This window comes from Nocardia sp. CNY236 (assembly GCF_000482385.1).
Taxonomy (GTDB): domain Bacteria; phylum Actinomycetota; class Actinomycetes; order Mycobacteriales; family Mycobacteriaceae; genus Nocardia.
The window spans coordinates 67,449-90,700 of the sequence record NZ_AXVD01000011.1 but is presented as its reverse complement, the minus strand read 5'-3'; the positions used below and the strand labels follow the sequence as shown (position 1 = coordinate 90,700).

General features: G+C 65.9%; 21 protein-coding genes. 5 read left to right on the top strand and 16 right to left on the bottom strand.

Features of this window, described 5'->3' with window-relative positions; genetic code table 11:
- Positions 1–34 precede the first annotated feature (34 nt).
- From K940_RS27520 to dapE, 3 genes are read right to left on the bottom strand one after another with little or no spacing between them, the layout of a single operon-like run.
- Positions 35–601, bottom strand: coding sequence for a TIGR00730 family Rossman fold protein (locus K940_RS27520; RefSeq protein WP_036527992.1), 567 nt, complete (start codon positions 599–601; stop codon positions 35–37).
- On the bottom strand, positions 592–1,449 hold the full coding sequence (locus K940_RS27515; RefSeq protein WP_051407015.1) for a TIGR00730 family Rossman fold protein: 858 nt from the start codon (positions 1,447–1,449) through the stop codon (positions 592–594). The genes K940_RS27520 and K940_RS27515 overlap by 10 nt, the downstream gene beginning before the upstream one ends.
- Positions 1,450–1,469: 20 nt before the next feature.
- Positions 1,470–2,573, bottom strand: a complete 1,104-nt coding sequence (gene dapE, locus K940_RS0108750) for a succinyl-diaminopimelate desuccinylase (protein ID WP_028477220.1) — start codon at positions 2,571–2,573, stop codon at positions 1,470–1,472.
- A 149-nt stretch (positions 2,574–2,722) separates the two neighbouring features.
- Here dapE and dapD point away from each other — a divergent pair, with 149 nt between their 5' ends.
- On the top strand, positions 2,723–3,670 hold the full coding sequence (dapD, locus tag K940_RS0108745) for a 2,3,4,5-tetrahydropyridine-2,6-dicarboxylate N-succinyltransferase (protein ID WP_028477219.1): 948 nt from the start codon (positions 2,723–2,725) through the stop codon (positions 3,668–3,670).
- 54 nt (positions 3,671–3,724) lie between these two features.
- Here dapD and K940_RS27510 read toward each other — a convergent pair whose 3' ends face one another.
- The 3 genes from K940_RS27510 to K940_RS0108730 form a co-directional block, all read right to left on the bottom strand.
- Positions 3,725–4,486 carry a transglutaminase family protein gene (locus K940_RS27510; protein ID WP_081706235.1) on the bottom strand — a complete coding sequence of 254 codons (762 nt, stop codon included), beginning with the start codon at positions 4,484–4,486 and terminating at the stop codon, positions 3,725–3,727.
- On the bottom strand, positions 4,470–5,594 hold the full coding sequence (locus K940_RS27505) for an LLM class flavin-dependent oxidoreductase (protein ID WP_081706248.1): 1,125 nt from the start codon (positions 5,592–5,594) through the stop codon (positions 4,470–4,472). The genes K940_RS27510 and K940_RS27505 overlap by 17 nt, the downstream gene beginning before the upstream one ends.
- Positions 5,595–5,740: 146 nt before the next feature.
- On the bottom strand, positions 5,741–7,159 hold the full coding sequence (locus K940_RS0108730) for an acyl-CoA synthetase (RefSeq protein ID WP_028477218.1): 1,419 nt from the start codon (positions 7,157–7,159) through the stop codon (positions 5,741–5,743).
- Between the two features lie 158 nt (positions 7,160–7,317).
- On the opposite strand from K940_RS0108730, the gene K940_RS0108720 reads away from it, so the two are divergent.
- The gene (locus K940_RS0108720; protein WP_051407014.1) at positions 7,318–8,169 is read left to right on the top strand and encodes an oxygenase MpaB family protein; all 852 of its coding nucleotides are present in this window, start codon (positions 7,318–7,320) and stop codon (positions 8,167–8,169) included.
- Between the two features lie 149 nt (positions 8,170–8,318).
- Here the strand turns inward: K940_RS0108720 and K940_RS0108715 are convergent, their stop codons facing one another.
- The 6 genes from K940_RS0108715 to cofH form a co-directional block, all read right to left on the bottom strand.
- Positions 8,319–8,951 (bottom strand): TetR/AcrR family transcriptional regulator, encoded by a 633-nt coding sequence (locus tag K940_RS0108715; protein WP_028477216.1) that lies wholly within the window; start codon positions 8,949–8,951, stop codon positions 8,319–8,321.
- A gap of 68 nt (positions 8,952–9,019) precedes the next feature.
- Positions 9,020–9,913 (bottom strand): proline dehydrogenase family protein, encoded by an 894-nt coding sequence (locus K940_RS0108710; RefSeq protein ID WP_081706247.1) that lies wholly within the window; start codon positions 9,911–9,913, stop codon positions 9,020–9,022.
- 103 nt (positions 9,914–10,016) lie between these two features.
- Positions 10,017–11,651 carry an L-glutamate gamma-semialdehyde dehydrogenase gene (gene pruA, locus K940_RS0108705; protein WP_028477214.1) on the bottom strand — a complete coding sequence of 545 codons (1,635 nt, stop codon included), beginning with the start codon at positions 11,649–11,651 and terminating at the stop codon, positions 10,017–10,019.
- A gap of 158 nt (positions 11,652–11,809) precedes the next feature.
- The gene (gene dapC, locus K940_RS0108700) at positions 11,810–12,934 is read right to left on the bottom strand and encodes a succinyldiaminopimelate transaminase (RefSeq protein ID WP_231390292.1); all 1,125 of its coding nucleotides are present in this window, start codon (positions 12,932–12,934) and stop codon (positions 11,810–11,812) included.
- Positions 12,927–13,250 carry a ferredoxin gene (gene fdxA / locus K940_RS0108695; RefSeq protein ID WP_028477212.1) on the bottom strand — a complete coding sequence of 108 codons (324 nt, stop codon included), beginning with the start codon at positions 13,248–13,250 and terminating at the stop codon, positions 12,927–12,929. The genes dapC and fdxA overlap by 8 nt, the downstream gene beginning before the upstream one ends.
- Positions 13,251–13,437: 187 nt before the next feature.
- On the bottom strand, positions 13,438–16,119 hold the full coding sequence (cofH, locus tag K940_RS0108690) for a 5-amino-6-(D-ribitylamino)uracil--L-tyrosine 4-hydroxyphenyl transferase CofH (RefSeq protein WP_028477211.1): 2,682 nt from the start codon (positions 16,117–16,119) through the stop codon (positions 13,438–13,440).
- Between the two features lie 252 nt (positions 16,120–16,371).
- Here cofH and K940_RS0108685 point away from each other — a divergent pair, with 252 nt between their 5' ends.
- Together K940_RS0108685 and K940_RS27500 are read left to right on the top strand one after the other, a co-directional pair.
- Positions 16,372–16,869, top strand: coding sequence for a PH domain-containing protein (locus tag K940_RS0108685; protein ID WP_028477210.1), 498 nt, complete (start codon positions 16,372–16,374; stop codon positions 16,867–16,869).
- A complete protein-coding gene (locus tag K940_RS27500) occupies positions 16,866–18,530 on the top strand; it encodes a PH domain-containing protein (RefSeq protein ID WP_051407013.1) in 1,665 nt (554 codons plus the stop codon). The genes K940_RS0108685 and K940_RS27500 overlap by 4 nt, the downstream gene beginning before the upstream one ends.
- Here K940_RS27500 and K940_RS0108675 read toward each other — a convergent pair.
- The 4 genes from K940_RS0108675 to K940_RS0108660 form a co-directional block, all read right to left on the bottom strand.
- Positions 18,505–18,972 carry a hypothetical protein gene (locus K940_RS0108675; protein WP_051407012.1) on the bottom strand — a complete coding sequence of 156 codons (468 nt, stop codon included), beginning with the start codon at positions 18,970–18,972 and terminating at the stop codon, positions 18,505–18,507. The genes K940_RS27500 and K940_RS0108675 overlap by 26 nt on opposite strands.
- Positions 18,969–19,127: a hypothetical protein gene (locus tag K940_RS32890; protein WP_196812142.1), complete on the bottom strand. Its 159-nt coding sequence runs from the start codon at positions 19,125–19,127 to the stop codon at positions 18,969–18,971. Before K940_RS32890 ends, K940_RS0108675 begins: the two co-directional genes overlap by 4 nt.
- 98 nt (positions 19,128–19,225) lie before the next feature.
- The gene (gene mshB / locus K940_RS0108665; protein WP_036528041.1) at positions 19,226–20,101 is read right to left on the bottom strand and encodes an N-acetyl-1-D-myo-inositol-2-amino-2-deoxy-alpha-D-glucopyranoside deacetylase; all 876 of its coding nucleotides are present in this window, start codon (positions 20,099–20,101) and stop codon (positions 19,226–19,228) included.
- A 17-nt stretch (positions 20,102–20,118) separates the two neighbouring features.
- Positions 20,119–21,897 carry an ABC transporter family substrate-binding protein gene (locus K940_RS0108660; RefSeq protein WP_036527988.1) on the bottom strand — a complete coding sequence of 593 codons (1,779 nt, stop codon included), beginning with the start codon at positions 21,895–21,897 and terminating at the stop codon, positions 20,119–20,121.
- A 784-nt stretch (positions 21,898–22,681) separates the two neighbouring features.
- Here K940_RS0108660 and K940_RS30690 point away from each other — a divergent pair.
- Entirely contained in the window at positions 22,682–23,221 is a 540-nt protein-coding gene (locus tag K940_RS30690) for a hypothetical protein (RefSeq protein WP_028477205.1), read from the top strand.
- The last annotated feature ends 31 nt before the right edge of the window (positions 23,222–23,252 follow it).

Here is a 23,252-nt window from a genome sequence, read left to right as displayed (position 1 = left end):
TTGGATGTCGCTGCCCGGCGGCTGCGCTCGGGTGTCATCCCTCGGTCCGCGCCGCCTGCAGCGCAGCGAATGCCGACGGGACATCGCTCGCTACGGTAATCCGGGACATCGCTGTCCGGGAGACGAATTTCCGGTCGTAGAGCTCCTCCAGCCAGGAGAACAGTCCGTGGAAGAATCCCTGGTGGTCCAGCACCACAACGGGTTTGTCGTGCTGTCCGAGGTAGCCACCGGTCCAGGTCTCGAAGAACTCCTCCAGGGTACCGATGCCACCGGGCAGAGTGAGAAACGCATCGGCACGGTCTTCCATCACCTGCTTGCGTTGGCGCATGGTGTCGGTGACCACCAGTTCGTCGGCGTCGACGTCGGCGACCTCTTGGTGCACCAGGTGTTTCGGAATCACCCCGATGGTGTGTGCGCCTCCCGCGCGCGCCGCGGTCGCGACCGCTCCCATCATCGAAACGTGCCCGCCGCCGGACACCAACTGCCACCCGCGCCGAGCGAGTTCGGTGCCGACTCGAGCGGATAGCGACAAGCAATCCGGGTCCGTCGTGCTCGCAGAGCAGTAGACACAGACAGCGAAAGACTGTTCGCTCACGACCATTCCTTCGTCGAACCGGCGGCGTCGGTGGCGCTCGAACCGATGGTGTCGGTGGCGCCGACCGAGTTCGTGCCGGCCACCACCATGGCCACGACCTCTTCGACGCTGTCGGTCACCTGCAGCAAGCTCGAATCCTCCGCGGAGATCTTACCCGAGCGCCCGAGTGTGTCTCGCAACCAACCGAGCAGCCCCGACCAGTACTTGCTGCCGAACAAGATGATCGGAAAGCGAGTGATCTTGCCGGTTTGCACCAGTGTCAGCGCCTCGAAAAGCTCATCGAGTGTCCCGAATCCACCGGGCAGGCATACGAAGGCCCGCGCGTACTTCACGAACATCGTTTTGCGCACGAAGAAGTAGCGGAAGTTGATCCCGAGATCCACCCACTCGTTGAGGGTCCGCTCGAAGGGCAACTCGATACCGAGGCCGATCGAGTAGCCGCCCGCCTCGCAGGCGCCCCGATTGACCGCTTCCATGGCGCCCGGCCCGCCGCCGGTGATCACCGCGAACCCGGCCGCGGCCAACGCGGCGCCGATTGCATGCCCGGCCTGGTATTCGGGATGGTCCACCGGGATGCGCGCCGAACCGAAGACGGTCACCGCAGGCGGGGCTTGCGCGAGCGCACCGAATCCCTCGACGAACTCCGCTTGAATACGCAACACCCGCCACGGGTCGGTGTGTACCCAGTCCGAATCACCACGCCCGTCCAGCAGACTCCGGTCGGCGGTACCGACATCGTCTCTACGATCACGCCGAAGCAGAACCGGACCGTGATACGAGGCTGTCGACTGCGGTTCCTCGGGGACTTCACGGCCCTCGGCGGGGACTTCACGGCCCTGGGCGTCGGCGGACATGGCTGCAACGCTACCGCGGCTCAGATCGATGTCCCGGTCAGAAAGTCGCGCAACATGGCAGTGACAGCGGTGATCTGTCGCACCGAGACGTGTTCGTCGCGGGTATGAGCGAGATTCGGGTCGCCGGGACCGAAATTGACCGCCGGAATGCCCCGTGCAGCGAAACGCGAGACATCCGTCCAGCCGTACTTCGCGCGTACGCCGCCCGCACCGTGGCCCCGCACCGAGTCGACGAGGTCCCGGGCCGCCGGCGCGGTCAGCCCCGGGAGCGCTCCCGGTGCGGCGTCGGTGACCTCACAATCGAGGTCGAGTCCGGAGAAGACCTCCCGGACGTGCGCGATCGCCTGGTCCACGGTGCGGTCGGGGGCGAAGCGGAAGTTGACGTCCAACTCGGCCGCGTCGGGCACCACATTGCCGGCCACACCACCGACCGCTCGAACCGCGGACAACGACTCGCGATAGACACAACCGTCGATGTCGACCTGCCGCCCTTGGTAGTCGCACAACCGCTGCAGCGGCGCGGCCAATCGGTGGATCGCATTGTCGCCCAGCCACGCTCGTGCCGAATGCGCACGCTCGCCCGGGGCGCGTAGCCGAACGCGCACCGTGCCTTGGCAACCCGCCTCGATCCAGCCACCGGACGGTTCGCCCAAGATGGCGAGGTCGGCGGCGAGCCAGTCGGGCAGCTCCCGCTCGATTGCGCCGAGCCCGTTGAATTCCGCGGCGATCTCCTCGCCGTCGTAGAAGACCATCGTCAGGTCGTGCACCGGGTCGGTGATGGTCGCGGCCAAGTGCAAGAACACCGCGTCACCGGATTTCATGTCGACCGAACCGCAACCGTAGAGCAGCTGCTCACCGGCCGGGCTCCGGTCGAGGCGGCTGGGCACATTGTCGGCGATCGGCACGGTGTCCAGGTGTCCGGCCAGAATCACCCGGGTCGGCAGCGCCCGATCGGTTCGCGCCAACACCACGTTTCCGTGTCGCAGCACCTCGAAGCCGGTCGTCTGGTCACGCAGCGCCCGCTCGACCTCGTCGGCAATGGCTACCTCGTCCCGCGACACACTGGGGATGTCCACGAGAGCAGCGGTGAGGGCTATCGGGTCGGCACGTAGGTCGATCGTCACGCAGTCAGCGTACGGACTGCGTCTCGGTCACAGCGACAGGTGCGGGCGCGATGCTCCACCTGTTCCACGAGCGTGACCTCGTCCGTCCCACAGGCGCTACCTCGGAGCAACCGCGCCCGCGCTTCGGCGGGCCGGTAACCTCTAGTGCCGTGAGCATCCAGGGAGCAGCAGCAGTCGGAATCGCCAGTGTGACCGCGGATGGGACTGTGTTGGACACGTGGTACCCGGACCCGCAGCTGGGCGAGTTCGCCGAGACCGGCACCAAGCGACTGGACGACGTACCCGCGGAGTACGCGGCGCTGCTCGGCTTCGACGAGGCCCGCGGAGTCGACGTGGTCGCAGTGCGCACCACGATCGCCGACCTCGCTGCCGCGCCGATCGACGCGCACGATGTCTACCTGCGCTTGCACTTGCTCTCCCACCGCCTGGTCACCCCACACAGTGTGAGCCTGGAGGGCCAGTTCGGCCTGCTGACCAATGTGGTGTGGACCAATCACGGTCCGGCCGCTGTCGAGGGATTCGAGGCCACCCGCGCCCGACTCCGCGCCCGCGGGCCGGTCACGGTGTACAGCGTCGACAAATTCCCGCGCATGATCGACTATGTGCTACCCACTGGCGTCCGCATCGGCGATGCGGATCGGGTTCGGCTCGGCGCACATCTGGCTGCGGGCACCACAGTCATGCACGAAGGCTTCGTGAATTTCAACGCCGGTACCCTCGGGGCGTCCATGATCGAAGGTCGCATCTCCGCCGGCGTCGTTGTCGGCGACGGCTCGGATGTCGGCGGCGGCGCCTCCACGATGGGCACCCTGTCCGGTGGCGGCACCACGGTGATCTCCATCGGCGAGCGGTCGCTGCTCGGCGCGAACTCCGGCCTGGGTATACCGCTGGGCAACGACTGTGTCGTCGAGGCAGGGTTGTACCTGACCGCGGGGACCAAGGTCACCGCCCCGGACGGCGCTGTGATGAAGGCGGCCGAACTGGCCGGCCGCGACAATCTGTTGTTTCGTCGCAATTCCACTACGGGCGTGGTCGAGGTGGTTTCCCGCAAAGGCGTCGGGATCGCCCTCAACACCGATCTCCACGCCAACGACTGAGCCTCGTCGAGGCTCGTCGTGCGGGATCCCGGTCCATCGGAACCTGGGAGCAGGCTATCGGCCGAGCCGGACCAGATCTGGATCCGGTCCGGCCCACAGCCGGTCGTCGGCAGCGACACGCTGCTCGTCGATGTCGGAATCCAGAGCGCCGAGGACTTCTCGAGCCAGCCGCATGTACCAGGCAGCCACCTGCGGTGGGTAGTCCGCGTAGCTGCCGTTGTCTCGAAGCACCGCTCCCTCCACGGTGGGTATGTCGGTCCGACCGTCGAACTCCACGGTGTACGGCTTTCCCAGCCGTTGCGCGGTCGGGGCGTCGATGGTGGCATCCAGTTTGATCCATCGGCCATGGAGGAACGCTTCGCCGAGCGAATGCCAGGGCAGCGGTCGACCTGCCCGACCGCCACACATGCGGCGCACCTCGGGCGCGAGGAATTCCATCTCGGGCGCATCGAGCGACTGGAAGGCGACACGCGCGGGGATCTTCGCTGCCCGACACAGAGCGACGAAGGTATTCGCCTTACCCATGCAAAAAGCGACGTCGTGTTCGATCACGTCGCTGGCGGCACTCTTGCCCTCCGCAAGATATCTGAACGACGCAAGGATATCGTAGGGAATGTCACGAACATACCGATATATATTCCCGAGGTGAACGAGGACATCCGACGATGCGCTCGTGAGTTCCTCGGTTTTCGCCACCACAATGGGATGGTCGGAGTTCGCATAGGGCGTGGGGCGAAGGTATTCGTCGTCGGCAGCTGCTACCGCAGAGTTGTTGGCGGCCGAATTATTGGCGGCCGAATTATTGGGGTAGGTCATCTCGTTGCTCTCTCCCTGCTTGGCTGTTCGGTTCGTCGCCACGGGCGCCGACCGCGTCGTTCCTCGACGATGAATCGCCGAAGTATCGGATCACCTCCTCCCCTGCCACTGTCAGATACTCGGTATCGGCAACATCGGGGACAAAGAAAAGAAAGTCACGGATTCCCGCGTTCTCATACTCTCTGATTCGCGCTGCACACTTCTCCGGTGAGCCGATGATCAACCCGTCGGCCGGAATGGATCGGAATCGTGTCCGAATCCGTTGCTGCGATTCCGGGTGGGCGACCGGGGCGAGTAGGGCGGTCAGTGCCAAGCGCAGTGCCGCGGGCTCACGACCCGCTTTCTCGCACGCGCGATCCAGAAAATCCCGGCGGTCTGCGCACCGTGTCGGGGACCACCAACGCACATTGATGCCGTCGGCATACCGAGCGGCAATGCGATGAACCCGGTCGCCTTCGCCGCCGACCCACAGCGGCGGATGTGGACGTTGCACCGGCGTTGGATCGCACACTGCGCCGTCGATCGCGTAGTACTCACCGTGGAAGGCCGGGGATTCGTCGACCCAGATGTGCCGTATGAGCTGCAACGACTCGGCAAGCGCAGACACTCGGTCACCGGTCGGCGGGAAGGGAATTCCATAGGCGTCGAATTCTTGCCGAAACCAGCCCGCTCCCAGGCCGAGTTCCACCCGCCCGGCGGAGATGACGTCGAGCGTGGCGGCCATCTTCGCGAGCACCGACGGATAGCGGTAGGAGTTGCACAGGACATTCGTTCCCAGCCGAATACGTTCTGTGTCTCGTGACAGTGCAGCCAGCGCGGTCCAGCATTCCAATTGCGGGATGGAGTGTCCGTTCCGGTGACTCGCCTGTTGTCGCCCGGACGAATCGCCGCCGATACCGACTTCCTGCACATAGTCTTCGGGGCTCAGCGTGAGAAAATGGTCACACAGCCATATGGACTCGAAGCCCAGTGTTTCGGCCTCTCGCGCTGTTCGCACCATATCCGGATAGTTCCCGACGGCCAGTCCTCGAACTGCGGACGATAGAATGATGCCGAAACGAGAATTCCCGGATTCACTCGACGACCCGTGATCAATGGTCGCTGACATGTCATCGAACCATCCTTCCATCACCGAAGAACGAAAACTCTGAAGGGTCCGCATCAGGGCCTGTGTTCGCTCTGCCACGAAAGCGCGCGAACCGAGATCGCGCACCGGGTGCAACGGTCCCGACACCAGTATGCGATCAGCGATGGTCAGCCGAGCAACGCTTTGCGCACCTTGCCCATGGCGTTGCGCGGCAGGGTATCCACCACCCGAATCTCGCGGGGGCGTTTGTGCACCGAAAGCTGTTCGGCCACATGGTCGATCAATTCACGCGCACTGGCCTCGTGCCGCAACACAACGAACGCAGTGATGCGTTGACCGAGATCGGCGTCCGGTAGCCCGACCACCGCCACCTCGGCGACCGCCGGGTGCCCGAGCAGCGCAGTCTCCACTTCGCCCGCGCCGACACGATAGCCACCGGACTTGATCAAGTCGACCGATTCTCGACCGACGATGCGATGGAAGCCCTCAGGGTCGATGACGGCGACGTCTCCCGTCCGGAACCACCCGTCGTCGGTCCAATTCGCCGCAGTCGTCTCCGGGCGGTTCAGGTAGCCGTCGAAGACCATCGGGCCACGTACCTGTAGGCCACCGATGCTTTCCCCATCGTGCGGGACCGGAGCACCGGACTCGTCTCGGAGTCGGGTCTGCACACCATGCACCGGCAGGCCCACCCAGCCGGGTCTGCGTTCCCCATCGGCCCGAGTGGACAGTGTGATCATGGTTTCGCTCATGCCGTATCGCTCGATCGGCGCGTGTCCGGTGAGCGTGCGCAACCGCTCGAACACCGGCGTCGGCAGTGGTGCGCTACCGGAGACCAGCAGTCGGGCGCCGGCCAATCGCGCTGCAGCATCGGGGTCGTCCACGATCCGCGACCAGACGGTCGGCACGCCGAAGTACAGTGAGCCCGGGGCCTCGGCATAGGCTTGGGGCGTGGGTCTGCCGGTGTGGATCACCGGGCTGCCGACACGCAGGGCGCCGAGCATCCCGATCACGAGCCCATGCAGGTGAAACAGCGGAAGCCCGTGCACCAGAACGTCACTCGCGGTCCAATCCCACGCCTCGATCAAGGCATCCAGGCCGGCCGCGATGGCCGCTCGCCCGAGCACGACCCCCTTGGGCGGCCCGGTGGTTCCGGAGGTGTACAACACGACGGCGGGCGCGCCGGGGTCGGGTTCTGGATAGGTGTGCCACGACCGGGCGTGCCGTCGGACCGGCACCACCGGTAGGTCGGCGCCGTCCGGAGCCTTCCCCAGCCAGATCTGCGCGCCCGAATCGGTCAGAATGTGCGCCCGTTCCGCAGCGCCGGAGTCCGGCGGCACCGGTACGACGGGGACGCCGGCGATCAGGCAACCGACCACCCCGAGCACCGTATCCACCGTGGGCTCGGCAAACACTGCCACCCGCTCGGCGGGTCCCATGCGCTCGGCCACCGACGTGGCCGCACCCAGCAGGTCGCCGCGCGAGAGCGTGGTCCCCTCGATGGTGACCGCATTGGGGATGTCCTGCCCGTGCACGAGAGCGTGCGGGCTCGAACAACCGAGTAGCGGGACCGAACCGAAGGACATTCGGTCATCCTACGTCGCGGCGATCTCGGTCGTGGTGCTCTCTTGGCGAGCAGACCGCCTGAACCACACCTCCACCGCGTCGCCCAGCACGCCGTTGACACCTGCGCTGATTCGGTGAGAAAATTGTTGTGTAACTTTCTCATCTGGTGAGGTCGACGATGCCCTGGCCACCGCATACTCCACCTCGAATCGACCGTGCTGGTTCCGTCGAGCTGGAGCGCCACATCGACGGGATCGCCGGCTTCCTCGGCGGTACCGCGAATGTCATCATGCAACTGAGCGCGCCGCCCGTTGGGCGCGGCGTGGTGGAAAGCACCGTCGACAGCGGCAAAGTCATGCTTCATCCGATCAAGCGGTTGCGCACCACCCTGACCTATCTTTCGGTGACCCTCCTCGGCACCGACGCCGAACGTGCCGCCTATCGCCAGGCAGTCGACGTCGCACATCGACCGGTTCGTTCGGGTGCGTCGAGTCCCGTGCGATACAACGCCTTCGACCCGACCCTGCAGCTATGGGTTGCGGCCTGCCTGTACTGGGGCGCGAAGGACCTGTACGAACGCATGCACGGTCCCATGGACGACGCGACCGCCGATGCCTTCTTCCATCTCGGCGCACGGATGGGCACCACCCTGCAAATGCCGCACACACTATGGCCTGCCAACCGGCGCGACTTCGACGAATACTGGGCGAGGCAACTCGCGAACACCAGCATCGATCCGACCGTCCGCGCCTACCTCCACGACCTCGTCGACCTGCGCATGCTGCCCCGCCCGGTCCAACTGGCCTTCGGACGCATGCACCGCTTCGTCGTCACGGGGCTGCTGCCGGCACACCTACGCTGCGAAATGGGCCTGACCTGGAGCCAGCGTGAGGACCAGGTGCTCGATCACGTCCTGCGCACCCTCGGCGCCGCGTCGGCCGCACTGCCGCAACCGATTCGAGTGTTCCCGTACAACGCCTACCTATTGGACATGCGTCTTCGCCGCCGGCTCGGCCGGCCGCTGGTCTGATCACGACGATCGGACCGTGCAGGACCTGCAGGCGGGTGGACGCTCCACACTCGTCGAGCCACTGCGTCGTACCCGCCGGACCCTACGCTGCGGGTCGTACGCTCCGGCGTGTGTGGCTCCCTCTGCCACACAGGCTTCGAGCACGCTGCTCAGGGCGCCCGGAACGAGGCCACGACGTGGTTGCGCGCGAACTGCCGAATAGCCGCGTCGTCCCCGAGCGGGATCACCGTCTGCGAGGTCAGTGCCAGCGACAGTGCCGTACGGGCGATCATCTCGGCCAACGGTGCCGGATCGTAGTGCGGCAGCCTGCCTTCCCGCTGCAGCCGCATGATGAACTCGGCGACGTAGTCTCGGCCGAGTTCGACGACCGGGGCGCCGTCGATGGTCAGGTAGGGCAATACGAGTTCGGGTTCGGTGGACAGTAGTCGGTGGATCAACCGATTTCCCCGCAGTCCTGTGATGAACGCGGCGAACAGTTCGACGATCTGATCCTCGGCGCTCGCGTCCTGGTCGACCTGCCGCTGCAACACGGCGTCGACGGTGCCGATGAACTCGCGCGTCTGTCGCAGCCCGACAGCTTTGATCAGATCGGGCTTGCCGGCGAACCGCCGGTAGAGCGTGGCCAGCGACACCTTGGCGCGCCGTGCCACTTCGACCATGCTGGTGCGCTTGATCCCGAAATCCAGGAACGCCAGCAGCGCGGCATCCAACACCTGGGCCTGGTTGCGGTCCTCCGGCGGCATGTCGCGAACGAGGGGCAACAACCGGGTTGCGGTGGTCATGACTTCTACCCTATCCGCAACGAGACGATGACACGCTCACCATCGCATGCTGCCATGCGCAAACCGGATCAGGATCCGTCCCGCAGAGCGCGCACGAAGAACGCCACATTGGCCGGCCGTTCGGCCAGCCGTCGGGTCAGGTAGCCGTACCATTGGCCGCCATAGGGTACGTAGACCCGTACCGCCTGGTCCGCATGGACCAGGCGCGCCTGTTCCCGATCCCGGACGCCGTAGAGCATCTGGTGTTCGAACTCGCCGGCGGCCCGATCGCTGTCGGCGGCCATCCGCTCGGCGGCGGCGATGACCGCAGGATCGTGCGAGGCGATCATCGGGTATCCGCGACCGTGCATCAGAATCTCCAGGCACCGCAGGTAGGACCTGGTCACCTCGCTCGCACGCTGGAACGCGACATCCTGGGGCTCCCGATAGGCACCCTTGCACAATCGAATGCGGGTTCCCGCGCTCGCGAACGCGCGGCAGTCCGCTTCGGTGCGACGCAGATACGCTTGGACCGCCACCCCTAGCCACGGGAACTCGGTACGCATGGCTTCCACGGTGGCCAACGTCGGCTCGGTCGTCGAATGATCCTCCGCGTCGACACACACCCATACCCCGGCCCGCACCGCTTCGGCACACAGGGCGTACAAGTTCTCGGTTGCGACCGCATGCCCGTCGACGGCCAATGCCTGGCCCAGCGCGGACAACTTCACCGAGACCTCGATCGGCTGCACGGCGGCGACCGCCGGCGGCGCTACTCGAGCCAGATCCCAGATCAGTTCCCGGTATTCCGCGAGCGTGCGCTGCGCCTGCGCCCGATCGGTGGTGTTCTCACCGAGGAAGTCCACGCTGATCATCCGGCCGCCGGCCAACAACCCAGCAGCCACGGTGAGTACGTCGTCGCGGGTCTCACCGGCGACGAATCGGCGCACGATCCGGGAAGTCGGCGCAAATCCGGTGAGCATACGCTGTATCCGCGACGACGACGACGCGGCCAAGATCACCGGTCGCAGCGGATTCACCACATCGCCTCCCGGTCGCCGCCGCGCCTGGCCACAACGGGGTGCATTACGACTCCATGTGCGGATAGCGGTGATCCACAGGCGGTACGAAGACTTCCTTGGTCACGCGTGGCGCTACCCAACGCAAGAGATTCAACGGCGAGCCGGCCTTGTCGTCGGTACCGGATGCTCGAGCACCGCCGAAAGGTTGCTGACTCACCACAGCGCCGGTGGGCTTGTCATTGATGTAGAAGTTGCCAGCGGCGAATCGCAACGCCGCGCTCGCCTGCGAAATCGCACTGCGGTCCTGTGCGAACACTGCGCCGGTCAATGCGTAGGGCGCCGCCGACTCGACGTCGGCGAGCACCGCTGCGAACGCTCCGGGATCGGCGTCGTCGTAGACGTACACCGACAGAATCGGCCCGAAGTACTCGGTGGCGAACGATTGATCGTGCGGATCGTCGGCCAACAGAACGGTCGGCCGAACGAACCAACCCTCGCTGTCGTCGTAGCCGCCGCCGACCGGAATGCCGATTCCGGCATCCGCTGCTCGCCGAATGGCGGCAACATTCTTGTCGAATGCGCGCTGATCGATCAGTGCTCCACCGAAATTCGACAACTCGGCTACGTCGCCGTAGCTCAACTCGCCTGCGGCGTGCAGGAACTCCTCTCCCATCGTGCGCCACACCGACCGCGCGATATACGCGCGAGAGGCGGCGGAGCACTTCTGGCCCTGGTATTCGTAGGCGCCGCGAATCAGCGCGGTGCGCAGCGCATCCGGGTCGGCCGAGGAGTGCGCGACGATGAAATCCTTTCCCCCGGTTTCGCCGACCAGACGGGGATAGCTGTGGTAGTGGGCGATATTCGCGCCGACCTGTTGCCACAGATGCTGGAAGGTCGTAGTGGAACCGGTGAAGTGGATACCGGCCAGTCGTGGATCGGCCAGCGCCACCTCCGACAGTCGCTCGCCGGCCCCGGTGACCATGTTGATCACGCCGGGCGGTAGACCGGCCGCCTCCAGCACCCGCATGGTGTAGAACGCCGACAGGGTCTGAGTCGACGACGGCTTCCACACCACCGTGTTGCCCATCAATGCCGGCGCAGTTGGCAAGTTTCCAGCGATCGCGGTGAAATTGAAGGGAGTGATGGCGTAGACGAACCCTTCGAGCGGCCGATGGTCCATGCGATTCCACACTCCGGCGGTGGACCGTGGCTGTTGCGCGAGGATCTCGCGGGCGAACGCAACGTTGAATCGCCAGAAGTCGACCAGTTCACACGGGGCATCGATCTCGGCCTGGAGGACCGACTTCGACTGCCCGAGCATGGTGGCCGCGGCGAGGGTCTCTCGCCATGGCCCGGCCAGCAGGTCGGCGGCGCGCAACAACACCGCAGCACGCTCCTCGAAGGGCATCGCCCGCCATCCGGGCGCCGCCGCGATCGCCGCGTCGATGGCGGCATGTGCTTCCGAATGCGTGGTATCGGTGTAGGTCCCCAATACCTGCCGGTGCCGATGCGGCGCGACGATATCGTGACGTTCACCGACTCCGGGCCGGTGTTTGCCGGCGATCACCAGCGGCACATCGACAGAATCAGCCGACAGCTCAGCAAGTTTGCTAACAAGTAGCTCGCGTTCTGGACTTCCCGGCGCGTAGGAGTGTGCCGGCTCATTGCCGGGCACGGGGACAACCGTGACAGCGTCCATACCTCAGGCTAACCCCACTGCCCCGAGATACCCGTATGGCGACACACCAGCCGCCACGAATCGACGGACGGATCACCCGAACCGCCAGGCGTGCCACCGAAACCGCACACCAGAAGGACCCGCCGCGAGCCGTTCGGCGGCCGTCCCACGGCCTACCTTCAGCTCGCTGCGAGCCGTTCGGCGGCCACGGCAATGCGCTCGTCGGTCGCGGTCAGCGCGATCCGGACGTGCTCCCGCACACCGGGCCCGTAGAAATCGCCGGGCGCGACGAGAATGCCGCGGGCGGCCAGCCACTCCACAGTGACCCGGCACGGTTCACCCCGCGTCGCCCACAGATACAGACCTGCCTCGGAGTGATCGATGCGGAACCCGGCCCGGGTCAACACCTCGTGGAGCACCTCACGGCGCGCGCGGTAGCGCTCGCGCTGTCGAGAGGCATGATCGTCGTCGTCGAGCGCAGCAGTCATTGCGGCCTGGATCGGAAGCGGCATGATCATTCCGGCATGTCTGCGCACCGTGAGCACCTCGGCGACCAAGTCCGGGTCGCCGGCCACGAAACCCGCGCGATAGCTGGCAAGGTTGGAGGTCTTGGACGTCGAGTGCACCACGAGCAAATTGGTGTGATCACCATCACATACTTCGGGGTCCAGCAGGGACACCGCTCGCCCCTCCCACACCAGACCGAGGTAGCACTCGTCGGAGGCGACGATCGCGTCGCGCTCACGCGCGAAGGCCACGACCTTCCGCAAATGATCGACGCCGAGCACTCGCCCGGTCGGGTTGGCGGGTGAGTTCACGTAGATCAGCGCAGGACTCTGCGGGCCGAGTTGGTTCAGGCCATCGGCGCGAACCACCGTGGCACCGGCCAACAACGCACCGACCTCATAGGTGGGGTAGGCGATTTCGGGAATCACAACCACGTCGTTCGGACCGAGCCCCAGCAGCTGAGGCAGCCCCGCGATCAACTCCTTGGTGCCGATCACGGGCAGCACGGCCGCTGGGGAGACTCCCGTTATCCCATGGCGTCGCCGCAACGCATCGACAATGGCCGTGCGCAGCTCGTCGGTGCCGCGCGTGGTCGGGTATCCAGGCGTGTCGGCGACCGAACTCAATGCCGCTCGGATCAGCGGATCGACCGGGTCGACCGGAGTGCCCACGGACAGGTCGACGATCCCGCCAGGGTGCGCGGACGCGGTGACCTTCGCGGAAGCAATGGTGTCCCAAGGAAATTCCGGCAGCCGATGGCCGACCCGGCGATGCGACGCCACGAGGGGATCACTCACTCGCCATCGGGGGGAGCTCCTTGATCAACGGCGGGTCGTAGTCGATCTTACCCAACTTCGTGGCACCACCGGGCGAACCGAGCTCATCGAAGAAGTCGACATTGGCAGTGATGTATTCGCTCCACTGATCCGGAGTGTCGTCTTCGTAGAAGATCGCCTCCACCGGGCACACCGGCTCACATGCACCACAGTCCACGCACTCGTCGGGATGGATGTACAGCATTCGACCACCCTCGTAGATGCAATCCACGGGGCATTCCTCGATGCATGCCTTGTCCTTCACGTCAACGCACGGTTCAGCGATGATGTAAGGCACTACCGGTCTCCTAGTCTGTTCCTCGCCTGCGGGACGGCCCGCCCTGCGAAACCCTATCCCGGGGTTCCACATTACTACTGGTCAGCCTGCCCTAACCTGCGACGCTCCGCACACCGCCATCGGAGTCGAAAAGGCCCCTCGACGACGATGTCCGGCCATCGCATCCCGCCTCGGGCGGTGGCCGGCACTACCCGACCGTCAATGGCAGCAGCGACGCCTTGCGCTCGGGCACACCGTAGGTCGTCGTCCGCTCACGAGCCGGTCGACCGATCCCCGTGGCGATCTCGACCAGGTCGGCGACGGTTTTCGCCGAGCCGTGCTGGGACCCCGCCATCCGGGAGATGGTCTCTTCCATCAGCGTGCCCCCGAGATCGTTGGCGCCGCTGGACAACATCACTCGGGTTCCGACGGTCCCGAGTTTGACCCAGCTGGTCTGAATGTTCGAGATCCGGCCGTGCAGCATGATCCGGGCCACGGCATGGGCAGCGCGGTTGTCTCGTTTGGTCGGCCCCGGCCGCGCAGCGCCGGCAAGGTACAACGGGGCACTCTGGTGCACGAACGGCAGCAGGACGAACTCGGTGAAGCCCCCGGTCTCGTCCTGGATTCCACGCAACACCCGCAGGTGCCCGATCCAATGCTCCGGATTGTCCACGTGGCCGTACATCATGGTCGAGCTGGACCGGATGCCCAGCTGGTGCGCGGTGGTGATCACCTCGATCCACGCAGAGGTGGGCAGCTTGCCCTTGGTGAGCACCCACCGCACCTCGTCGTCCAGAATCTCGGCTGCCGTGCCTGGAATGGTGTCCAAGCCGGCCTCCTTCAATGCGACCAACCAGTCCCGAATACTCAGCCCACCCCGGGAGGCGCCGTTCACGATCTCCATCGGACTGAACGCGTGCACGTGCATGGAGGGCACCCGCCGTTTGACCGCCCGAACCAAGTCGGCGTACCCGGTAACCGGCAGGTCGGGGTCGATACCCCCCTGCATGCACACCTCCGTGGCGCCCTCGACATGCGCTTCCCATGCACGATCGGCGACCTCGTCGGTACTCAGCGTGAATGCATCCGCGTCGCCTTTGCGTTGCGCGAAGGCGCAGAACCGGCACCCCGTGTAGCAAATATTGGTGAAATTGATGTTCCGGTTCACCACGTAGGTGACCTCGTCTCCGACGGCCTCGCGACGCAATTCGTCCGCCAGCCCGGCGACCGCGTCCAATTCTGCGCCGTCCGCGGTGGCCAACGCCAGATATTCCGTATCACCGAGCCCGGCCGGATCGCGTTCGGCGGCGCGCAATGCGGCGAGCACGTCGGCATCCAAGCGTCGGGGCGTCGCCGCGGCGAGATCCCGCGCTTGCTCGCGGATGGTGTCCCAGTCACCGAAGGCGCCCACCACATCGGTCGACGGCAGCCGGTCGGCGCCGGCGGCGTCGATTGCGCGGTCGGTCGAGTCGTCATCGAGGTCACCACTCGACCGGCCCGGGGCGAGTCCGGCGTCACTGCGATGCTCGGTGCTGCGGCCATCGATGTCGATGGCGGTGTGGAGATCGACGCGTCCGGTCGACTGCCATGATTCGTCCGGCTCCTGCCAGGGCAGGCCCACCGGGGTTACATCCGGCTTCGCCAACCCGGTGACCGGATCGGTGAGCGCCGCGACGTGTCGACCGATGCGCGGATCCATCCATGGGTTACCCGCCAGCACGTACTTCGGGTGTGCAGAGGTGCGTTCGACCAGCTGATACCCAGCCGACTCGGTGATCTCGCGCAACGTGTCCAGATTCGGCCACGGCCGCTCGGGATTGACGTGGTCGGGCGTGACCGGCGATACCCCGCCCCAGTCGTCGATACCGGCATCGATCAGCGCACGGCACTCGGCGTGTGACACCAGGTTCGGCGGCGCCTGGACCGCAACGCCGGGGCCGAGCAGGATACGTGTAACGGCGATGGTGGCAAGAAACTCGTCGATTCCCGCATCCGGCGTCTCCCGCATCGCGGTGTCGTCCTTGGCGCGGAAGTTCTGCACGATTACTTCCTGGATATGTCCGAAAGCCTTGTGCTGCTTTCGGATCTGCAGGATCGATTCGGCCCGCTCGGCCATGGTCTCACCGATACCGACCAGAATTCCGGTGGTGTAGGGCACCGACAGCCGGCCCGCATCGGCGATGGCGCGCAACCGCACCGCGGGATCCTTGTCCGGGCTGCCGTAATGGCAGTTGCCCTTCTCGGTGTACAAGCGGGTCGCGGTGGTTTCCAGCATCATGCCCAGCGACTGCGCGACCGGTTTGAGCCGGGCGATCTCCGCCCACGACATCACCCCTGGATTCAGGTGCGGCAACAGGCCTGTCTGTTCCAAGACCATGATCGACACGGCGCGCAGGTAGTCCAGCGTGGAGTCGTACCCGCGCTCGTCCAGCCACTGGGCAGCCTCCGGCCACCGATCCTCCGGGCGGTCACCGAGGGTGAACAGCGCCTCCTTGCACCCCAACGCCGCGCCACGCCGGGCGATATCGACTACCTCGTCGGGTTCGAGGAACAGCCCTCTGCCCTCGGCGCGCAGCTTGCCGGGCACGGTGACGAAGGTGCAGTAGTGGCATCGGTCCCGGCACAGCCGCGTCAGCGGAACGAAGACATTGCGGGAATAGGTGAGTGTCTTCGCACGCTGGCCGGAAACCAGACCGGCATCGCGCACCCGCGCGGCGCTGCGACACAGGTCCGCGAGGTCCTCACCGGTGGCGTGTAGGAGCACCGTCGCCTCGTCGACGTTCAACGAGACGCCGTCGCGGGCCCTGCGCAACGCCCGACGCATGGCCGACGGGCTCGGCGGTGCGGACGGGATGCTCGGGTGCGGTAGGTCGGTCACGTCCTCGATCATGCGCTACACATCCCGAAACTGTCTCCCTCCAGTGCTCGAAACGAGGCGAACCACATCGGCGTCACAAGCGCCGAGTTCGCCCACCGTCTCTTCCACGCCGGACATCGGCACGGTTGAGCGGTGACAACTGCAGGCCGGGCTCGGCTATTCCAGGCCCGCCGCGACGGGGTTCCCGCACGCACCGATCGTCCGTGTTCCCGCGCAGCGCGATTACGGGCGGCAGCGGGTCTGTGACCATGCGACCATGGTCGCATGTCGCAGCCACGCACGATCATGACCGATCCCGCTTGGCGCCCCAGCCCCAAGGCCAGATTGCTGTGGACCGTGCAGATCGCGCTGGCCTGGATGATTCCGTTCGTGGCCCAAATCGTATGGGCAGCGCTCGACTCCGCGCATCGCGGATGGCAGCTGGTGGTCTTTCTCCTCACGCTCGCATCGGCAGTCCTGCACATCGGTGTGGTGCCGTGGTGGCGCTACGCGGTGCATCGCTGGGAGGTCACCGACGAGGCGGTATACACCAGGGTCGGCTGGCTCGCTCAGGAGAGTCGCGTTGCGCCGATCTCGCGGGTCCAGACCGTCGACACCGACCGTGGACCGCTGGAGCGCCTGCTCGGACTGGCGACGGTGACCGTGACGACCGCTTCCTCTGCCGGTGCGGTGCAGATCAGCGCCCTGGATCTCGCGGTGGCCGAGGAGACCGTGACTCGATTGACTCGGATCGCAGCCCAGCATCGCGGAGACGCGACATGAGTCAGACGAATACCCTGTCGGCCGAGCCGGCGTGGCGACGGCTCGACAAGCGGATGCTGCTGGTGCACCCGATCACCGCGACGATCAGATTCATCCCGGTGCTGGTCGGTTCGGTGATTCTCGGTACCAGCAGCGGCAATCCGTTGTGGAGCATCATCCCTGTCGTGCTGATCGTGGGCCTCGCAGTCGCCCAGTGGTTCACCACCACCTATCGCATCGGGGCCACGCACATCGAACTGCGCACCGGCGTGCTGTCGCGCAAGAAACTCTCGGTGCCACGGTCTCGGATCCGTTCGGTGGACGTCGAGGCGGACCTGCTGCATCGGGCGCTCGGCCTCGCGGTGCTCTCGATCGGGACGGGGCAGCACGCGGACTCGGGCGAACAGTTCGAGCTGGATGCATTGGCGGCGGCGGACGTACCGCGACTGCGCGCCGAATTACTGGCACAGGCAGCAGATACGGCGAACTCACCGCCGGTACGAGCCGGACCGTGGCACAACACGACCGACGGCGCGGGTCCGCATATGCGAAAAGCGCGTGATATCGGCCACTGGAAGCCGGCCTGGGTGCGCTACGCGCCGCTGTCACTGACCGGGTTCGCAATCATCGCCCCCATCGTCGGCCTCGCCTTCCAATACGGACTCGGCGAGACTTTGTTTCGATCGAATGCGATTGCCGATGTGGAAGGACGCGGCGTGCTCGTGCTCGCGCTCGTCACAGCCGCGCTGCTGCTCGTGGTCGTCCTGGTCGTGAGCGCTGCCGCGTGCGCACACTATGTGACCACGTACTTCGGGTTGCGCGTCGACCACGACGGCACGACCCTCCACGTGCGCCACGGCCTGTTCACCGTGCGCCAGGTCAGTCTCGACCTGGCCCGACTGCGCGGCGCGACGGTGAAGGAACCACTGTTGCTTCGCTTGGCGGGCGGAGCCGAACTCGAAGCGATCATGACCGGCGAGAATCCGCGTCAAAAACTTCTACCGCAGGCGCCGCGCAGCGCTGTCGAACATACGCTGAGCCATCTACTCACCCCCGACGACCGCAGCGAGCACGATGATCCGATCCGTTTCGGTGCGGCCCCCGACAATCCGGCCTCGACGGGCTCGCGTGCCTACACCGCGCCGGATCGCGCACCGCTGCAGGCACACGGCCCGGCCGCCCGGCGCCGCAGGTACACCCGCGCCCTGCTGCCGGTCGCGGGCATCACCGTGGTCCTGGCCGGTATTTCGCTTGCTGGACCGGGGGGTTCCTGGTGGTGGTGGCTGATGCCCGGCTGCGCACTGCCGCTCGCGCTCGCACTGGCCGAGGACCGCTACCGCGGCCTCGGTCACGCGGTGTTGCCCAGCACGGCGACCAGCCCGACGTGGCTGATCACCCGGTCCGGATCGCTCGACCGGGATCGGGACTGTCTGGAGGCGCCCGGCGTGCTCGGTTGGACCGTCCGGCAAACCTTCTTCCAGCGCCGCGCCGGGCTCGCCACAGTGGTCGCCGCGACTGCCGCGGGCAAGAAGCGCTATGCAGTCATCGACATCGCGGTCGACGACGCTTGGCGACTGATCGAAGCCGTGACCCCGGGGCGGCTCGGTATGCGGACAACGGCCGCACGCATCGATGACGCGGCGCAGCAGGGCGCGCCTACGTGCGGACTCGGGGGCGGTTGACCGCGCCCGCATTCACATGAAAATAGCTGTAGACCAGTGGCGGGACCGATCCGCAGAGCAACAGCACCGCGGTGCGCCAATCGCTGCCGAGCATGACATCGCCGCCAGGGCCGGGGCTCGCGCAGATCAGGAAGCCCAGCATCCAGGCGATCACCGGCAGACCCATGGCCAGATTGCGCCGAGTAACCGCCCGCACACCGGCAACGAGCGCGACATTCGACACACCCGCTACAACAGCGGAGACGGGAAAAACGATAGAGCCGAGGTTGCTGGGGAGCTCGAAGTTGCTGGGAAGATACAGCACCTCGAGCGACAACAGCAGTGGCGCATCGAGAACCAGGACGACGATCGCTACCCTGCCCAGAATGCGATCGAGGGCGTCGTCGAGCGTCGTGTCACCGTGATCGCCCATGATGTAGCGGTCGTCGATCTGCGCTGTCACGGCACCGGCGGGTAGCCCAGCAGCGTCAACAAGTGACTCTGCATGTCGACGAACGAATGCAGCACGGTCACGTAGAGGTCGTGTTGCGCTTGCCAGTGCGGCTTCATGCTGTCCACGAACGCGACGATCGCGTCCTGAAGTTCCCAGTTGTACATGCCGCCGAGTCTATTCCGGCGCTACCCGACACGAGTCGGTTCCTGGACCGACCCGGAATCCGCCGTGCGGCTCGGCGGCACCCTTGCGTGCCATCCGGTCAGTCCAAACCCCCGAACAGGTCGTGTTCGCGCCCGTCCGATCCCACCGGGCCACGCCGACCCCGCACGAGAACGAAGTGCTCGTGCGGCAGTATCGGCTGAGCGATAGTGTTCGACAGCGCGAACTCCCGTCCCGACGACGCGACGACGACTTGTGTGGCATGCGCCCGCAACGCGGCTCGCTTGGCGGGCAACTCGTCGGAGACATCGATGATCGTGGTCACCGCGGAGCTGGGCACGCATGCGAGCTCCCCGTCGCCGGGCAGCCGCCAGCCGGGCGGCAGCGCGCCGGGAAGACCCTCGACCGTACGTCGGGCCAGTGCCGTGGTGTGTTGGCCGAGCAGGTCGGCGTCGGTCACCGTCCAGTAGAACTTCGGGACGTCCCAGCCTCTGCCGGCTGCGACATGCACTGCAGCCGTACTGATCTCGTGTGCCCGAATGTGATCGGGGTGGCCATAGCCGCCGTCCGGATCGTAGCCGACCACCACACGCGGTCGAACCTGCAGGATCACCTCTGTCAGCGCCAGCACTGCATCGTCTCCGGAATGCACGAACGCCATCGGATTCCGCGCGGACGCCGTGCCCGCCATGCCGGAGTCGCGCCAGCGACCCGCACCGCCGAGAAACCGCGGCGGACCCGCGCCCAGCTGCTCGAGTGCACGGGTCAGCTCGAGGATCCGATAGCCGCCGAGTTGGTCGGCACGGTGGGCGACCAACTGCGCCCACTGCTCACCGATCACTTCCCCCTCCTCGCCGAGGGTGCAGGTGATCACCGTTACCGGTATCCCACGCCGGCGATAGTGCGCGATCGTCCCCCCGGTGGTGATGGATTCGTCGTCCGGGTGCGCATGGACCATCAGCAGGCCACCTGCCATGGACGCGGCCGCCGAGCTCACGACACCATGCGCCACATGGACGCGTCGCCGAAGATACCGACGTGGACGGCGCCGCTGAGCGAGGCTCCGTCCACCTGGGGGCCCGCCACCGCGACCACGTTGTCCTGCACGATCGGCAGCACTGTCGCCATGGCCCACAGCATGGGTTCGGCGTCGGCGAGCACCCGACCGACGTCGACGCCGTGCAGTGCCGCGTCGATCGCCGGCTGCAGGGCCGGATCACAGACCCCGGACACATTGCTCGGCGCCCGGCGCGCCGCTTCGGCGACCGCTTGCGCAGCGCCGGGGATCTCGGCGACGGGTGGCGGCGGGCATCCATAGCGCGAGGCCAACACCGTCGCCGGGTCCGAACCTACGGTCTCCCAGCCGACGATCGCGTCGATGGTCCCTTCGAGCAACTCCTCGCCATAGAGTTCGTCGGCGGCGATGCTGCGCACCTTTGCCTCGATACCCGCGCTGCGCAGCTGGTCGGCGGCCGTATTGGCCACAGCGAGCGCAGTAGCGTCGTGGTCGGCCGCGCCGATGTGCACGGTGAGCGCTTCGCCGTCTCTGCCGATACTGCGCGGTTGCGGTGCGGGCGACGTGTGCGATATCGCCGGCGGCGGCTCCGGTGCGCGGCCATAGCCCGCGGCGGCCAGCAAGCCGAACGCCTCGTCTTCGGACAGTCGCGGCGGAGCGGTCGGCAGATAACCGGGGTCGGATGGCGCGAGCACCTGCGCACGTGCTGGCTCGACCCAGTCTCCGGTCTGGGCGCCCACCGTCGCCAACAGGGCCGGGTCGAGCAACGCCAGGACACCCGAGCGCACCCGCGGGTCACTCAGCGCATCTGTGCGTCCGTTGAGCACCAGCTGTAGTACGCGCGACTGCGGCATGATCGCGGTCCGCACCGAAGGGACCGCACCCAGCTGGGCTTGGGTCGCGACGCCGCCGTGAACCAGCGCCATCTGGACGTCGCCGACACGCAGCGAACCCGCCAGTTGCGCGGTCGTGCCACCTCGTCGCAGCAGAATCTGATCCGGTAGGGCCGGGGTATCCCAGTAGCGGTCGTTGCGTTCCAACAGCATCTCCCCGCGACCTGGGTCGGCCGATCGGATCCCGAAAGGGCCGCCGGAGACCCGGATACCGTTGACCTGGCCGTTCATGCCTCGGGAGAATCCCCCGGGCGCGTCCTTCAGCAGATGGGAGGGCACCAGATTGGTGAACAACTCCCGCCAGCCGGGGTAGGGCTGCGACATCGTGACGGTGACCGTCTTGCCGCCGGCCGAGGAATTCACATCCGTGATCAGCCGATAGCCGGCTGGATCGGCCACCCCGGGTTCGGAGATCATCTCTTGCCACAAGTAGCGGAAGTCCTCGGCGGCGATGGGCGCTCCGTCCGACCACGACGCCTCGTTACGCAACTTGTAGACGATCGTGAACGGTTCCTCTCCGATCACATCGGCCGACAGCAGTAGGGATGAATCCGGCACCCATTCCGTCGCTCCCGGCACCACCGGACTCGGCACGGGCCGGAACGGACTCGGCAAGATCAGCGACGCGATCGCGGAGGTGGCCGGCGACAGATCCGCGCGCAGATGTGGATTGAACGACATGGCAACGGTATCCATGGCGACCACGACAGTTGTTTCGGCCAGTTCGACGGGCGGGGTCTTCGGGCTGTCGGTACTTTCGATGGGCGGCGGCGGATTCGCCGCACAACTGCCGATCAGGATCAGCACTGCCACGGCCGACAACACGATGCGCCCGGCCGCGCGTTTTCTTACGCCCGCTTTCACGGACGGGAACTCTACCGCACTTTCGCATCCGACCGTAGAATCACTGCTCATACACCCCTGGACATTCATGGAACGACGCGAGGGCGGTGGCCAACAATCTTCGACGACAAGCCTGCGAGCAATTCCGTCCAACCGCGAGTAAACAATCAATAGCAAATAATTAGCAACACAACTTTCATACTCGCCGTGCCATCTGGAGCGAAGAGAGGAAACACGGCCCGGAAAAGCAACCGCATCGTAACACGCCAGACTCCCGCGTTCGACGATTCGGCATGAAAGAAAAGCGAGCTGCCACCATCGCCGACCAGCGGTCGAATTCGACTACATATCGACGTCAGCACACTCCCACAGCAGCACCCACCCGCCGGTGAACACGACCGCCGCCCGAACGTTCCCACCAGCGACATGTCGCCGCACCGGCTGGACATCTGCGACCGAGCCACAGTCGACCGATTCGCGCCAGGCGTCGTACGGAGTGTGAAACCGCTGCGATCGCAATGCGCCGAATATAGTTACGGCAATATAGTAGCAAATTCGTTGAAACAACAGCAGGAATCACTATTGATGGAACAACTAGCCATTCGATCCACAGAGGATCGTTCATACGAACCACCGGAGACAGATATCGTCGGTCGAAATCAGTTGGAATTCGATTCTCGGCCGATGAACGATCGGGTCACGCATGTGACCGACCAGCCTCGGCGAAGCACATTCGATACCGGCCGCGCAGGACTTCGACAAGAAAAGCATGGGAGCGCCACGACGATGATCTACCCTCGGATACGTGGATCCCGCAGTGCACGTGCTCGCCACAGCATTCATCGATGACCCGCTGATGACCTACTTCTGGCCCGACCGTAACCGCCGTAGGCGTGCGCTGCCGAATTTCTGGAGTTCCCGCCTCGAAGCCCGCCGCCGAAGCGGCCTGATCGACACTCGGCACGACGAGTACGGCGCGCTGGCCAGCGTCGTGCTGTGGGAACCGGCGGGGGTGATCGCGCCCACCGTTCGCTATCCCAGCCTGGTTCGAGCCCTGGGAACGGCGCTTCCCCGCGCCCTCGCCGCGTCCCGGCGCATCGATGCCCTGCGGCCCGAATATCCACACCTGTACATCGCGGTCGGGGCCACCGTGCCCCATCTGACCGGTCGAGGTCTGGCCGCAAGCATGCTGCGACCCAGAATCGAAACCAGTGCAGTGGACAGCTTCTTCGTCGCCACCAACCCTGCCAGCGCCTCGATCGGTCGACATCTGGGATTCGAGCAGGTCGGCGAGCTGAAGATCGGCCACATAGTTCTCACAGCCCTCTTACGCAAGGCAGCATGAGGACATACGGAACACCAGTGGCCAGCGGAAC